The sequence below is a fragment of the Streptomyces sp. NPDC058289 genome (genome assembly GCF_042880975.1).
Classification (GTDB): Bacteria; Actinomycetota; Actinomycetes; order Streptomycetales; family Streptomycetaceae; genus Streptomyces; species Streptomyces stoeckheimensis.
In genome coordinates, this window is the sequence record NZ_JBHVYI010000031.1 from 31,519 (window position 1) to 45,470 (window position 13,952).

Sequence of the window (13,952 nt, forward strand, 5' to 3'; positions counted from 1 at the left end):
TGTCGCACCTCCGTGCAGGAGAGGGGTGCCCAGGAGGCCCTAGCCCGCTGCCAGGAGGACCGTGCCCGCGAGGGCCAGGCCCGCGCCCGCCGCCTGGACGGTGCGCAGGCGTTCCTTGAGGACGGCGAAGGCGGCCAGGGCGGTGATCACCGGGTAGAGGGAGGAGAGTACGGCGGCGGTGGTGACCGGGCCGTGCTGGGCGGCGATGGAGTAGGTGCCGTTCGCCGCGACGTCGGCGAGTCCGACGAAGGCGAGCGCCGGCAGCAGCGCCCAGAGGATCCGCCGGCCGCCCGTACCCGCCGGGAGGGCCGGGACGCCGCGCCGGGTCCGCACCCACAGGGCCGTGCCGCCGACGGCGACGTTGGTGACGCGCTGGACGAACAGCGCGAGGAACAGACCGGGCACGGAGGAGGAGGCGGGGGCGATCAGGGCCATCACCGCGCCGAAGCCGAAGGCCGCGACGAGGGTGAGGACGACGGCCTGTCGCTGCACGGGAGCGCCGCGCAGCTCGGGTCCGCCCGCGAGGACGATGCCCACGACGGCCACCGCGATCCCGGCGAGCTGGGCGGCGCCGGGCCGCTCGCCCAGGAGCAGTCCCGCGCCCATCGGCACCACCACGCCGAGGGATCCGAGCGGGGAGACCACGCCCATCGGGCCGAGGGCGAGGGCCTTGTAGAAGCTGAGCATCGCGACCGGACCGACCAGCCCCGCCCCCACCGCGAACCAGAGCTGCGGTCCGGCCTCGCGCCAGGCGCCGGTGCCCAGGACCACCGCGCCCAGGACGAGGACGGCGAGGACCTGGGAGGCCACGACCACCGTGAGGGCCGGTATCCGGCGGGTGAGCAGCCCACCGCCGAAGTCGGCGAGGCCCCACAGGGCGGCGGTGGCCAAGGCGAACAGGGCGGTCATGGCAGGCCTCGCAGTACAGTGCGTTGGACGGTGGAGTACACGATGAAGTACACGTGAAGTACAGCGCACGATAGTTCAGTCTATTGAACCCTGTCATCCAAAATATTGTACGGAGTGGATGGAACGGTGTCGGACCTCGAACAGCTCACCCAGGCACTCGGCCGCAACCTCAAGCGCTGGCGCGGGGAGCGCGGGTTCACCCTGGAGGCCCTCGCCGCCCGTGCGGGGGTGAGCCGGGGCATGATCATCCAGATCGAGCAGGCCCGTACGAACCCCAGTGTCGGCACGACGGTCAAACTCGCCGACGCGCTCGGCGTCAGCATCACCACCCTGCTCGACCACGACCGCGGTCCGCGGGTGAAGGTGGTGCTGCCGGGGCAAGGGGTGCGGATGTGGTCCACCGAGGGCGGCAGCGGCGCGAGCATGCTGCTCGGCGACGACCGGCGCGGGCCGGTGGAGATGTGGACCTACCGACTGGAGCCCGGCGAGGGGACCGCCTCGGACCCGCACCCGCCGGGCACCTTCGAGATGCTGCACGTCACGGTGGGCGAGCTGACGCTGGTGGTCGCGGACGAGACGTACGCCGTACCGGCCGGCGGGGCCGTCTCCTTCGAGGCGGACGCCGCGCACGCCTACCGCAACGAGGGGCCCGGTCCGATGGAGATGACCATGGCGGTCTCCATCCCGCCGGTGACCGCCCACGGCTGACCGCCCGCGGCTGACGGCCCGCGCGTGTCCGCGGCGGGGTCAGCGCGAGCCGGCGACCCCCAGGCCGGCGTCGCGGTTCGCTTCGCGGCTTGCCGCGCCCGGCACCGGGTGCGTCGCGATCAGGTCCTGGCAGACGGCGCACGCTTGCCGCCGGGCAGGGCCGGCGCCGTGGTGAGGGTTCCGGTGCAGCGGCCGCGGCGGAACTCGGCCCGCTCCCGTGGGCCCCGCCGATGCCCAGCTCCGCCGCCGCGCGCCGGACGATCTCGTACGGGCTCCCCGAGATCAGCACCGTCCGCAGCCCGGCCGCGTGCAGGAGCCGTACGAGCTCGTCGGCGCCCTCCACCAGGGTCCCGTCGAGGTCGAGCACGGCGATCCGGGCGTGGCTGTGGACATCGCTGGGGGCATGGCTGTGGGCATGACTGATCACGGCGGGACTCCCTGGTCGCGGTCGGCCTGAGGTGCGCGGCAGACCCCGACGGGGAGGCGCGGTCTCAAGTATTCGTACCGTTTGGGCGGTTTGGATACTTGAGCCGCGTTGAAAGGGTTGAAGCCCGGGAGGGCCCCCGGGGCCTCAGAGGGCGGGGATCTCGATCGCCGGGCAGCGGTCCATGATCATGTCCAGCCCGGCCGCGCGGGTACGGGCGGCGGCGGCCTCGTCGACCACGTTCAGCTGGAACCAGACCGCCTCCGCCCCCTTCGCGACGGCCTCGTCGGCGACCGCACCCGCAAGGGCGCTGTTCACGAAGACGTCCACCACGTCCACCTTGAACGGGATGGCCTCCAGCGACGGGTAGCCCTGCTCGCCGTGGACCGTCTCCGCCTTGGGGTGCACGGGGATCACGCGCTTGCCGTACTGCTGGAGGACCTCGGCCACGCGGTACGCGGCCCGGTCCCGGTTGTTGGACAGGCCCACCACGGCCCAGGTGTCGCCGAGCTCGGTGAGGATCTTGCGGATGGTTCCCGGATCGCCGTACACGCGTGCCGCCTCCTGCTGCTGGTCCTGCTGCGTCTGACCGCTGATTGCCGCCAGCTCGATCAACAGAAAAGACGCATGTCGGATTCCCCGTAGGCGCCTCAGGGTCCTCACTCGTCAAGCCGCTCTCTCGATCCGGTCTTCCGGGCCCCGCCGCCCGACGAACTCCTGAAGATCACGCGCCGGCCCGGCGAGGAGCCGCCGGTCGTGGTCGCCTTCGAGGCCGATGGAGGCGGGCAGGAGCCGGTCTCGTGCCCCATCGCCGCCGGGCGCCTCGACATCGCCCGGGAAACGGTCCTGCGGTACTGACGCGAGGACGCGGGCCCCGATCAGCGCTTCGCTCCCTGGGTCCGGCCCCCGGAGCAGTGGGCGGTCCCGGGTCCGGCGGCAGCCGCGCCCGCCTTCGTGGTCAGTGGGTCAACGGCCGAGGCGGGTCAGCAGGGCGCCCGGTTCTCCTCCGGCCGGTCCGGCCTGGGCCACGGCTTAGGGTGGACGGGTGAAGGCAGACCAGTACGTGACGGTGGCCCGTGAGGGTGTGCACGAGTCCGAGATCAATCGCTCCCGGTTCCTGTGCGCGCTCGCGCCCGCGGCGACCGAGCGGGAGGCGCAGGAGTTCGTCGCCCGGATCCGCAAGGAGCACCCCACCGCCTCGCACAACTGCTTCGCCTACGTCATCGGCGCCGACGCCTCCGTGCAGAAGGCCAGCGACGACGGCGAGCCCGGCGGCACCGCCGGGGTGCCGATGCTGCAGATGCTCACGCGCCGGGACATCCGCTACGCCGTCGCCGTCGTCACCCGCTACTACGGCGGCGTGAAGCTCGGCGCCGGCGGGCTCATCCGTGCCTACGGCGGGGTCGTCGGAGAGGCCCTCGACGTGCTCGGCACCGTCACCCGGCACCGGTACCGGCTGGTCACCGTCACCGTCGACCACCAGCGGGCCGGCAAGACCGAGAACGACCTGCGCTCCACCGGCAGGACCGTGGTCGACGTGCGCTACGGGGCCGCCGTGGAGATCGAGGTCGCCCTGCCCGAGGCGGACCTGCCCGCCTTCGAGGCCTGGCTCGCCGACAGCACCGCCGGCAGCGCCACCCTCACCCCGGGCGGGGAGACGTACGCGCCCTGACTGCCGAGGGGGCGAAGGGACGAAGGGGACGGAGCGACGCCGGGGAGGCGTTAGCGTAGAGGGGTTCAGGGTCCGGCCGGCGCGGTCCGGCCGGCGGGGTCATCCAGCAGGGGGAGACGGTATGCGCGGCGGTGCCGGCGAGTGAAGTTCCTGCACACCTCCGACTGGCATCTGGGGCGGAGCTTCCACCGCGTGAACCTGCTCGGTGCCCAGGCCGTTTTTATCGATCACCTCGTCGAGACCGTGCGGGAGCACGAGGTCGACGCCGTGCTTGTGGCCGGTGACGTCTATGACCGGGCCGTCCCTCCGCTGCCTGCCGTGGAGCTGTACGACCAGGCCCTGCACCGGCTCGCCGATCTTGGTGTGCCCACCGTGATGATCTCCGGGAACCATGACTCCGCCCGCCGACTCGGTGTCGCGGCCGGGCTGATCGGACGGGCCGGGATCCATCTCAGGACCGACCCCGCCGGGTGTGCCGACCCCGTGGTGCTGGCCGACGTACACGGTGACGTGGCGTTGTACGGCCTGCCGTACCTGGAGCCCGCGCTGGTCAAGGACGAGTTCGGTGCCGGGAAGGTGAGCCACGAGGCCGTGCTCGGTGCGGCCATGGACCGGATCCGGGCGGATCTGGCCGAGCGGGCGCCCGGGACGCGGTCTGTTGTGCTCGCCCATGCCTTCGTCACCGGCGGGCAGGCCAGTGACAGTGAGCGCGACATCACCGTCGGGGGCGTAGAGGCCGTGCCGGCCTCCGTCTTCGACGGGGTCGACTACGCCGCCCTCGGCCACCTGCACGGCTGCCAGACGATCAACGAACGGGTCCGCTACTCCGGCTCCCCGCTCGCGTACTCCTTCTCCGAAGCCGATCAGCGCAAGAGCATGTGGCTCGTGGAGATGGGGGAGGGCGGGGAGATCGTGAGTGCCGAGCGGGTCGACACCCCCGTGCCGCGCGGGCTGGCCCGGGTGCGGGGGCCCCTGGAGGAGCTGCTCTCCGAGGGGGCGTACGCCCGGTACGAGGACTGTTGGGTGGAAGCCACCCTCACCGACGCCATTCGGCCCGAGGACCCCATGGCCCGGCTCGCCGCGCGGTTCCCCCATGTTCTGAGCCTCGCCTTCGACCCCGAGGGCCGTAGCGAGGACGCCGGCGGGTCCTATGCCCAGCGCCTCAAGGGCCGCAGCGACCGGGAGATCGCCGAGGACTTCGTCGCCCACGTGCGCGGGGGCGGTGGCTTCTCCGACGAGGCCGAACGGGACGTCCTCCAAGGTGCCTTCGACGAGGTACGGGCCGAGGACAGCCGGCAGGAGACCCACCGATGAGGCTGCACCGGCTGCGCATCACCGCCTTCGGGCCCTTCGCGGAACCCCAGGAGATCGACTTCGACGCCCTCTCCGGCGCCGGGATCTTCCTGCTGCACGGTCCCACCGGCGCGGGCAAGACCTCCGTCCTGGACGCCGTCTGCTACGCCCTGTACGGATCCGTCCCCGGCTCCCGGCAGGCCCCGGGCACCAGCCTGCGCAGCGATCACGCGGCCTCCGACACCCCGACCGAGATCACCCTCGAACTCACCGCGGCCGGGCGGCGCCTGGAGATCACCCGGCGCCCCGAACAGGACCGGCCCAAGAAGCGCGGCACCGGGACGACGAAGGACAAGGCGCAGAGCTGGCTGCGCGAGTACGACGGGGAGAAGTGGGACGCGCTGAGCCGGTCCCACCAGGAGATCGGTGAGGAGATCGAGCAGCTGCTCGGCATGAGCCGCGAGCAGTTCTGCCAGGTCGTGCTGTTGCCGCAAGGGGAGTTCGCGCGCTTCCTGCGGGCCGACGAAGTGGCACGCGGCCGACTGCTGGGCCGGCTCTTCGACACCCGCCGCTTCGCCGCCGTCGAAACCCTCCTCGGCGAGCGCCGTCGCGCCGCCGAGGCAAAGGTCCGCGCCGGTGACGAGCAGGTGCTGCACACCGCCCAGCGGCTCGCCCAGGCCGCCGGGGACGCCGCCGACCTGCGCGCCTGGCCGCTGCCCCGGCACCAGCCGGGCGATCCCGGGCTGGCCGGGGCGATCCGGGCCTGGGCCGCCGTCGCGCGCTGCTCCGCCCGGGAGCGGCTCACCGTCGCCGAGTACGCCCTCGCCGCCGTCGAGGGGCGGTACCACGCCGCCCGGCGGGCCGCCGAGGAGGAGCGGGAGCTCGACCGGCTGCAGCGCCGACACGCGGAGACCACCCGTCGGGCGGCCCTGCTCACCGAGGCCGGTCCGGAGCGGGAGCGGGTGCGCGCCCTGCTCGACCGGGCCCGGCGCGGAGCCCTGGTCGCCCCCGCCCTGGAGCTGCGCGGAGCCGCCGCCGGCGCCCACATGGCCGCCGCGCACGCGGAGTCGGTGGCCCGGGCGGAGCTGCCGCCGCAGCTCGCCGAGGCGGGGACCGAGCAGCTGGCCGCGGTCGAGCAGCGGCTGCGCGAGGATCTGGGAGCCCTCGGAGCCGCCCGCCGCTCCGAGCAGCGCAGCGCCGAGATCGGCCGCGAACGGGCCGACCTGGAACGGGAGTCCCGGGCCGCCGAGGAGCAGCAGCAGGAGACCGCCGAGTGGCTCGGCCGCTGGGATGCCACCCGGACCGAGCTGTCCGGGCGCGCGGACGCCGCCCAGCAGGCCGCGACCCTGGCCGAGCAGCTCGCCGGCAAGCTGGAGCCCGCCCGGCTGCACCTGCACGCCGCCCGGCGGCGCGACGCCCTCGACGCCGACGCGGAGCAGGCCTCGGGCGAACTGCTCACCGCCCGCGAGGAGTCGGCCGCCGCCCGGGAGCGTTGGCTCGAGCTCAAGGAGACCCGGCTGCGCGGGATCGCCGCCGAACTCGCCGCCGCCCTGGTGGCGGGGGAGCCCTGCACCGTGTGCGGGGCAGCGGAGCATCCCGCTCCGGCCCGGCCCGCCCCCGGTCACGTCGACCGGGCCGCCGAGGAGGCGGCGCAGGCCCGCTTCGAGGGGGCCGAGGAGCGCAGGGCCGGCGTCGAGCGCAGGCTGGCCGCCGTCCGGGAGGCCCGCGCCGAGGCCGCGGCCGCCGCGGGTGAGGCCACCACCGCCGAACTCCTGGAACTCACCTCCGGGCTGAGTACCCGTCACGCCGAGGCGCACGCCGCGGCCGCCGGACTGCACACCGCCCGCGAGCGGCTGGCCCGCGCCGAGCGGGAGCACGCCGTGCGCAGTGCCGAGCGCAGCGAAGCCGAGGCCCGGGCCGCAGCCAGGGCCTCGCGCCGCGAGGCGCTCGACCGGGAACAGGCCTCGCTGGAAGCGGAGCTGGCCCTCGTGCGGGCGGACGCTCCCAGCGTCGCGGCCCGCGCCGGAGTCCTGGAGGACCGGGTCCGCATGGTCACGGCGGCGGCCGCCTCGCTGCGCCGGGCCGAGACCACCGCCGCCCGGCTGAAGGAAGCCGACGACCAGCTCGCCGACGCCGCCTTCAAGGCCGGCTTCGACACCACCGAGGAGGCGGCCGAGGCCGTGCTCCCCGAGTACGAACGCAGCGCGCTCCAACGCCGCACGGACGCCTGGCAGGCGGAGGAGGCCATGCTGGCCGACCGCCTCGGCGAGAGCGACACCGCCGCGGCGGCGGCCCTGCCCCCGGCCGCGCCGGAGGCGGCCGAGGCGTATGCGGCGCTGGCCGCCGCGAAGCTTCGTACGGCCGGGTCCGCCGTGGACGCGGCCCGGGTCCGGTGCAAGGACCTCGACGGGCTCTCCCTCCAGGCGGAGCGGGAGCTGCGCTCCCTGGGACCGCTGCGCGAGGCCTACGAACGGGTGGCCCGGCTCGCCGGGCTCACCGCGGGCACCTCCGCGGACAACGAGCGCAAGATGCGGCTGGAGGCCTACGTGCTCGCGGCCCGGCTCGAACAGGTCGCCGCTGCGGCCACGGTACGGCTGCTGCGCATGTCGGGCGGCCGCTACACCCTGCTGCACTCGGACGCCAAGGCGAGCGGACGAGGGCGTTCCGGACTCGGGCTGCACGTGGTCGACGCCTGGACCGGCAGCGAGCGGGACACCGCCACGCTCTCCGGCGGCGAGACCTTCTTCGCCTCGCTCGCCCTCGCGCTGGGCCTGGCCGACGTGGTCACCGACGAGGCGGGCGGCATGCGGCTCGACACCCTCTTCATCGACGAGGGCTTCGGCAGCCTCGACGACCAGGCGCTGGACGAGGTGCTCGACGTGCTGGACTCGCTGCGCGAACGCGACCGCAGCGTCGGCATCGTGAGCCACGTCGCCGACCTGCGGACCCGGGTGCAGGCCCAGCTGGAGATCGTCAAGCAGCGCGGAGGCTCGGTGGTACGGCACCGCACGGCGGGCGGAACAGGCTGAAACACCTGGTCAACGGGGTGAAAGCGGCCCCCGTGGACATGTCGGTCCTCCGGGGGAGGCCCTCTCCGGGACGTGATCAACAAATTGTAGATTTCTCGGTATGACGACCACGAACTCCCCGGTTTCCGCCAACCCCGTCCTGCGGGTCCCCCCGGCCGCACCGGCCGCGGCCGCCGCTTACTTCGCGGCCGCCCTCGCCTTCCACGCCGACGTCTCGGACGTCGCCGCCGCCTTCAAGGCCCACCGGGAGGAGGGCGCCGAGCTCGGCTTCCAGCTCGTCGACTCCCGTTCCACCCCCTCCTGGGACCAGGCCCACGTGCCCGGGGCCGTCCACCTCCCGAACGCCCTCGTCGCCGAGCAGGCGGAGCGCCTCCTCGACAAGAACGTTCCCGTGGTGACGTACTGCTGGGGCCCCGCCTGCAACGGCGGCACCCGCTCCGCGCTCGCCCTGGCCCAGCTCGGGTTCCAGGTCAAGGAGATGCTCGGCGGCATCGAGTACTGGATCCGCGAGGGCTTCGAGGTCGAGACCTGGCAGGGCCGCGAGCAGCGCGCCGAGGCCGACCCGCTGACCGCCCCCACGGACTCCGACGACTGCGGCTGCTGAAGACCGGCTGCTGAAGACCGGCCGACGCTTGCACGGACGGACGGGCCGGCTCCCTCGCGGAGCCGGCCCGTCCGCCCGTCCGTGGTGCGGATCCCGGCGGTCAGAGCTTCGACAGCTCGTCCACCAGGTCGTCCAGGCCCAGCGAACCCTGGGACAGGGCCGCCATGTGCCAGGCCTTCAGGTCGAAGGAATCACCGTGCGCGGCACGCGCGTTGTCGCGGCCCAGCAGCCAGGCGCGCTCGCCCAGCTTGTAGCCGATCGCCTGGCCCGGCATGGACAGGTAGCGGGTCAGCTCGCTCTCGACGAAGTCGCCCGGCCGGCCGCTGTGCAGGCCGAAGAACTCCTGCGCCAGGTCCACGGTCCAGCGCTCGCCCGGGTGGAACGGCGAATCCGCCGGGATCTCCAGACCCAGGTGCATGCCGATGTCCACGATGACCCGCGCGGCGCGCATCATCTGGCAGTCCAGGTAACCGAGGCGCTGCTCGGCGTCCTTGAGGTAGCCCAGCTCGTCCATGAGCCGCTCCGCGTACAGCGCCCAGCCCTCGGCGTTGGCGCTGACGAGGCCGACGCTGGCCTGGTAGCGGGACAGCTGGTCCGCCACGTGCGTCCACTGCGCCAGCTGGAGGTGGTGGCCCGGAACGCCCTCGTGGTACCAGGTGGAGACCAGGTCGTAGACGGGGAAACGGGTCTGGCCCATCGTCGGCAGCCAGGTGCGGCCCGGACGGGAGAAGTCCTCGGACGGGTTCGTGTAGTACGGGGCCGCGGCGCCGCCGGGCGGCGCGATCCGCGACTCCACCCGCTTGACCCGCTCGGCGAGTTCGAAGTGCGTGCCGTCGAGGTTCTCGATGGCCTCGTCCATCAGGCCCTGCAGCCAGGCCTGGACCTCGTCCACGCCCTCGATGTGCGTGCCGTGCTCGTCCAGGTGCTTGAGCACCTCCCAGGGACCGGCGTCCGGCAGGATCTTGGCGGCTTCCGTCTTCATCTCCGCCAGCAGGCGGTGGTACTCCGACCAGCCGTAGGCGTACGCCTCGTCGAGGTCCAGGTCGGTGCCGTTGAAGTAGCGCGACCAGCGGGCGTAGCGCTCCCGGCCCACCGGGTCGGGCTTGCCCTCGACCGCGGGGGCGTACACGTCCCGCATCCAGTCGCGCAGTTCCACGACGGCAGCGGTCGCGGCGGCGGCGGCCTCGTCGAGCTCGGCGCGCAGGGTCTGTGGGCCCGCGGCGGCGAACTCGACGAAGTAGCCGCCCTTGCCCTCGGCGCTCTCGTCCTCGCCGGCCCAGGCGGTGAGCTGCTCGATGAAGGTGACGGTGGGGCGCGGGCTCCCGAACAGGCCGCGGTCCAGGCCGAGCGCGAGGCACTCGCGGTAGCCCGCGTACGCGGTCGGTACGGCGCGCAGCCGCTCGGCGATCGCGGCCCAGTCCTCGTTGGTTTCGGCCGGGGTCAGGGAGAAGATCTCGCGGACCGAGTGCGCGGGAGAGTGGATGTTGCTGACCGCGCGCAGGTCCTCGTCGGCCTCGTGGACGGCGAGTTCGGCGGTGAGCCGCTCGCGCAGCAGCCGGGCGCAGCGGCGCTCGGCGTCGCTGTCGGCGCCCGGCAGCAGCTCGGCGGCGTCGAGCTTCGCGAGGGTGGCGCGGGAGAGTTCGGCGGCCGCCGCGCGGCCCGCGGGGGAGAGGTCCGGGAGCTTGCCGGAGCTCGCGGCGACACCGAGATAGGTGCCCATGATCGGGTCGATGGCGATGAGGTCGTCGACGTAGGCATCGGCGACCTGACGGGGCAGCCGTGCGGTGCTGTCACTGGTGATGATGTCTGACATGTGGACATCTTCGTATGCGGGACGGGTCCGCGTCATCACCAAAGATCGCCAGCCTGCTGACGCGAAGATCGTCAGCAGGCTGGTGTAGGCGGCAATAACGACCCCGTCCTGCAGCGGCCGGCCGCGCACCTGCTGCTACGAGGGCTCTCGACGCTCCCCGTACGGGTAAGGGCGGTCTCCGTCGGTGACTTCAGGAGCGGGCCGGGGTGGCTGGCGGGTGGCTCCGACTTACTGCCGGCCGCGGGGCAGGCCGCGGGATTCGCCCGGGAGCTCGTACGGCAGCCGGGAGCTGACCGGGGTCGCGTCCAGCCGGGCCGTGATCACCAGGGTGCCCTCCTCGATCTGGTAGTCGAGGGGGAGGCCGAGGCCGCGCATGGCGGCGACCATGCCGGTGTTCTGGGCCTGGGTGACGGCGTACACGCTGTCGCATCCGGCCTCGACGGCCATCCCGATCAGCCGGCCCAGCAGCTCGGAGCCGATGCCGCGGCGCTGCCAGTCGTCCTCGATGAGCAGCGCCACCTCGGTCTCGTCGCCGTCCCAGAGCAGGTGGCCGAGGGCCACGAGCTTGCCGGAGGCGGTGGTCGCCGCGAGGGTGCGGCCGAAGCGCGGGCTCAGCAGGTGGCCGAGGTAGCGGTCGGCGTCGGCGACGGGGCCGTGGTAGCGCAGGCCGAGGGTGCGCTCCGAGCAGCGGTCGTGCATGGCGCGGGCCGCGGGCAGGTCGGAGCCGTCGGCGCGGCGGACGGTGATCTCGTTGCCCTCGGGGAGGGTCAGTACGTCGCGGCTGCGCGGGACCCGCGGCCCGAGCCGGGCGTCCAGCTCGACGAGCGCGCGGGCGCGGGCGAACTCGGTCGGGGTGAAGGGCAGGTAGGGCCGCTCGATGGTGATGGCACCGCCGGACGGATCGCGCAGCCGCATGACCGTGGCCTCCAGGACGCCTTCGACGGGCGCGTCGGCGCCGGCGTTGGGGCGCCCGGAGAGGGTGGTCGCCGGGATCGAGTGGATGGTGCAGCGGCCGAGCAACTGGCGCAGGGCGAGCGGCAGCTCGGCGGCGTCCAGCGCGGTGCGGGTGGCCAGCCCCAGGACGCGGGTCGGGGTGTCGACCAAGTCGTGGGCGTCGGCGCGCTCGATCCAGGTGCTCTGGCCGCCGGCGCCGGCGATGGCCCGGGTGAGGTCGGCGGAGGGGAGCTGCTGCGGTGCGCGCAGCAGGAACTCGTCCACCGTGCCGCCCTCGGGGAGGGGGTGCGTCTGCAGGGTCAGGATGTCGACCCCGCTGCGGGCGAGGGCGGTGCAGAGCGCGGCGAGGCTGCCGGGCTCGTCGCGCACGGTCGTCCGCATCCGCCACAGGACGGAGGCCGGCGGGGTGTCCGTACCGGCCTCCTCCGCGACCGCCCCGGTCCCCGTCCCCGTGGCCGGGTCCGGGAGCGCGGTGTCCGTGGGCGGCGGCGCATGGCTGTGGCGGCGTGCCCACCAGGTGTGGAACGCCGCCGTGACCAGGAGTGCGACGGCCGAGGCGACGAGCAGCACCGGGCCCCGGGGACCGTGCACGACGAGATTGGCGATGGCGTCGGCGACCGCGACGGCGCAGAAGAGAGCGGCGAGTTCGACGACGTCGCGGCGCCAGTGGTGGCGGTGGGGACGGTGGGCAGAGGCAGGAATACGCTCAGTCATGCAGACCACTGTGACGCAGGGGTGTTGCGTGATCACGAACGATCTGTGACCGACTGGTTAAGGATCCATCTGGCCGATTTCGCCCTGTTTTCCGGCTGATTTCAGATATCGAACCCTACTGCCCCACCCGTCCGGGCTGGAGGGTCCGCGTGAACAGTACGCCGCCTCCCTGGCGGCGCAGCCGGACGGTGAGCTCGCCGCCCTCCCCGTCGATCTCGACCTCCCCGTAGTACGGGGGGTTCTCGGACGGGGACATGTTGGCGAAGGGTCCGGACTGGACGTAGACCATCTCCGGGCCGAAGGTGGCGTCCAGCCGGCCGGCGGGGAACCCGCCCGCGCCGATGGGGCCCGAGACGAACTCCCAGAAGGGTGCGAAGTCGGTGAAGGCGGCCCGCTCGGGTGCGTAGTGGTTCGCGGCCGTGTAGTGGACGTCGGCGGTGAGCCAGAGGGTGCCGGTGATGCGCTGGTGCTTGATGTGGCGCAGCAGCTCGGCGATCTGCAGTTCGCGCCCGAGCGGCGCGCCGGGGTCGCCCTGGGCGACGGCCTCGAAGTTCGCGGCCCCGTCGGCCACCACGATGCCCAGCGGCATGTCGGCGGCGATCACCTTCCACGTGGCCCGGGAGCGCGACAGCTCGCGCTTGATCCAGGCCAGCTGCTCGGGGCCGAGGATGCCGATGGGGTCGTCGGTCTGGCGGCCGGGGGAGTTCGCGTCGCGGTAGGTGCGCATGTCGAGGACGAACACGTCGAGCAGCGGCCCGTAGCGCATCACCCGGTACATCCGCCCCTCGGCGCGGCCGCCGCGCAGGTCGGTGACCGGGAAGTACTCGCCGAAGGCCCGGCGGGCCCGGCCGGCGAGGGTATCGACGTCCTTCACGGTGTAGCGGGGGTCGTCGAGGATCTGGCCGGGGTACCAGTTGTTGCGCACCTCGTGGTCGTCCCACTGGGCGAGGACCGGCACCTGGGCGTTGAAATCGCGCAGGTTGCGGTCGAGCAGGTTGTAGCGGAAGTTGCCCCGGTACTCGGCGAGGGTCTCGGCGACCTTCGCCTTCTCCTCGGTGGTCACGTTGTGCCACAGGGTTCCGTCGCGCAGCGGTACCGAGGCCTGGATCGGCCCGTCGGCGTAGATGGTGTCCCCGCTGAAGAGGAAGAAGTCGGGGTCCCTCAGCCGCATTTCGTCGAAGACGCGGTAACCGCCGAGCTCCGGGTTGATCCCCCAGCCCTGGCCGGCGAGGTCCCCGGACCACAGGAAGCGCACGTCGCGGCGGCGGGAGGCGGGGGTGGTCCGGAAGGTGCCGTGGACCGGCTCGCCGCTGCGGCGCGGATCGTCGGGGTCGGCGAGGAGCACCCGGTAGTGGATCTGCTGTCCCGGCGGGAGCTCGCGCAGGGTGGTGGTGCCGGTGAAGTCGGTGTCCGGGCCGAGCAGCGGACCGCGGTGGCGGCGGACGGCGTAGCGGAACGACTCGCTGGGGGAGGTCTCGACGTACATCCGCGCGGGCCGGTCCGAACGCGTCCAGACGGTGGCCGAGTGGGCGGTGATCTCGCCGGACTGGACCCCCCAGAAGGCGTTCGGGCGGTCCGATCGGACGAAGGCGGGCGCCGCCGCGTGGGCGGGCGTGGCGAGGGCGCCCGTGAGGGCGCTGGACAGGGCGAGGCCCACCGGAACGGCGAGGGAACCGCCGAGCAGGGAGCGTCGGGTGTGCGGCAGAGGTGCCATCGGTGCGTCTCCAGAGGCCGGCGGGGACGGGCCGGACCAGTGTGCCGCCGTACACCGGCCGTACACCGGACCGCCCACGTCGTGCATGCGAACCATGCGTGAACACTGGTGCGCACGG

Annotated in this window: 10 protein-coding genes; 5 read left to right on the forward strand and 5 right to left on the reverse strand. The window is 73.4% G+C overall.

Annotated features, from left to right (window positions below; all coding sequences use genetic code 11):
- Positions 1-39: 39 nt before the first annotated feature.
- Complete coding sequence (locus ACFVX6_RS18045; RefSeq protein WP_389692515.1) at positions 40-909, reverse strand: EamA family transporter; 870 nt, start codon at positions 907-909, stop codon at positions 40-42.
- A gap of 126 nt (positions 910-1,035) precedes the next feature.
- On the opposite strand from ACFVX6_RS18045, the gene ACFVX6_RS18050 reads away from it, so the two are divergent.
- On the forward strand, positions 1,036-1,617 hold the full coding sequence (locus ACFVX6_RS18050) for a helix-turn-helix domain-containing protein (RefSeq protein WP_389692517.1): 582 nt from the start codon (positions 1,036-1,038) through the stop codon (positions 1,615-1,617).
- A gap of 571 nt (positions 1,618-2,188) precedes the next feature.
- Here the strand turns inward: ACFVX6_RS18050 and ACFVX6_RS18055 are convergent.
- Positions 2,189-2,593: a CoA-binding protein gene (locus ACFVX6_RS18055; RefSeq protein WP_389692606.1), complete on the reverse strand. Its 405-nt coding sequence runs from the start codon at positions 2,591-2,593 to the stop codon at positions 2,189-2,191.
- Between the two features lie 493 nt (positions 2,594-3,086).
- Here ACFVX6_RS18055 and ACFVX6_RS18060 point away from each other — a divergent pair, with 493 nt between their 5' ends.
- From ACFVX6_RS18060 to ACFVX6_RS18075, 4 genes are all read left to right on the forward strand, one after another.
- Complete coding sequence (locus tag ACFVX6_RS18060; RefSeq protein ID WP_389692519.1) at positions 3,087-3,713, forward strand: YigZ family protein; 627 nt, start codon at positions 3,087-3,089, stop codon at positions 3,711-3,713.
- Positions 3,714-3,854: 141 nt separating this feature from the next.
- Complete coding sequence (locus ACFVX6_RS18065; protein ID WP_389692521.1) at positions 3,855-5,027, forward strand: exonuclease SbcCD subunit D; 1,173 nt, start codon at positions 3,855-3,857, stop codon at positions 5,025-5,027.
- Complete coding sequence (locus tag ACFVX6_RS18070) at positions 5,024-8,035, forward strand: AAA family ATPase (protein WP_389692523.1); 3,012 nt, start codon at positions 5,024-5,026, stop codon at positions 8,033-8,035. The genes ACFVX6_RS18065 and ACFVX6_RS18070 overlap by 4 nt, the downstream gene beginning before the upstream one ends.
- 100 nt (positions 8,036-8,135) lie before the next feature.
- Entirely contained in the window at positions 8,136-8,639 is a 504-nt protein-coding gene (locus tag ACFVX6_RS18075) for a rhodanese-like domain-containing protein (RefSeq protein WP_389692525.1), read from the forward strand.
- Positions 8,640-8,739: 100 nt separating this feature from the next.
- On the opposite strand, the gene ACFVX6_RS18080 is transcribed toward ACFVX6_RS18075, so the two are convergent.
- From ACFVX6_RS18080 to ACFVX6_RS18090, 3 genes are all read right to left on the reverse strand, one after another.
- The gene (locus ACFVX6_RS18080; protein WP_389692527.1) at positions 8,740-10,452 is read right to left on the reverse strand and encodes a DUF885 domain-containing protein; all 1,713 of its coding nucleotides are present in this window, start codon (positions 10,450-10,452) and stop codon (positions 8,740-8,742) included.
- A 228-nt stretch (positions 10,453-10,680) separates the two neighbouring features.
- Positions 10,681-12,120 carry a GNAT family N-acetyltransferase gene (locus ACFVX6_RS18085; protein ID WP_389692529.1) on the reverse strand — a complete coding sequence of 480 codons (1,440 nt, stop codon included), beginning with the start codon at positions 12,118-12,120 and terminating at the stop codon, positions 10,681-10,683.
- A gap of 115 nt (positions 12,121-12,235) precedes the next feature.
- Positions 12,236-13,834 carry an alkaline phosphatase D family protein gene (locus tag ACFVX6_RS18090; RefSeq protein ID WP_389692531.1) on the reverse strand — a complete coding sequence of 533 codons (1,599 nt, stop codon included), beginning with the start codon at positions 13,832-13,834 and terminating at the stop codon, positions 12,236-12,238.
- Positions 13,835-13,952 lie beyond the last annotated feature (118 nt).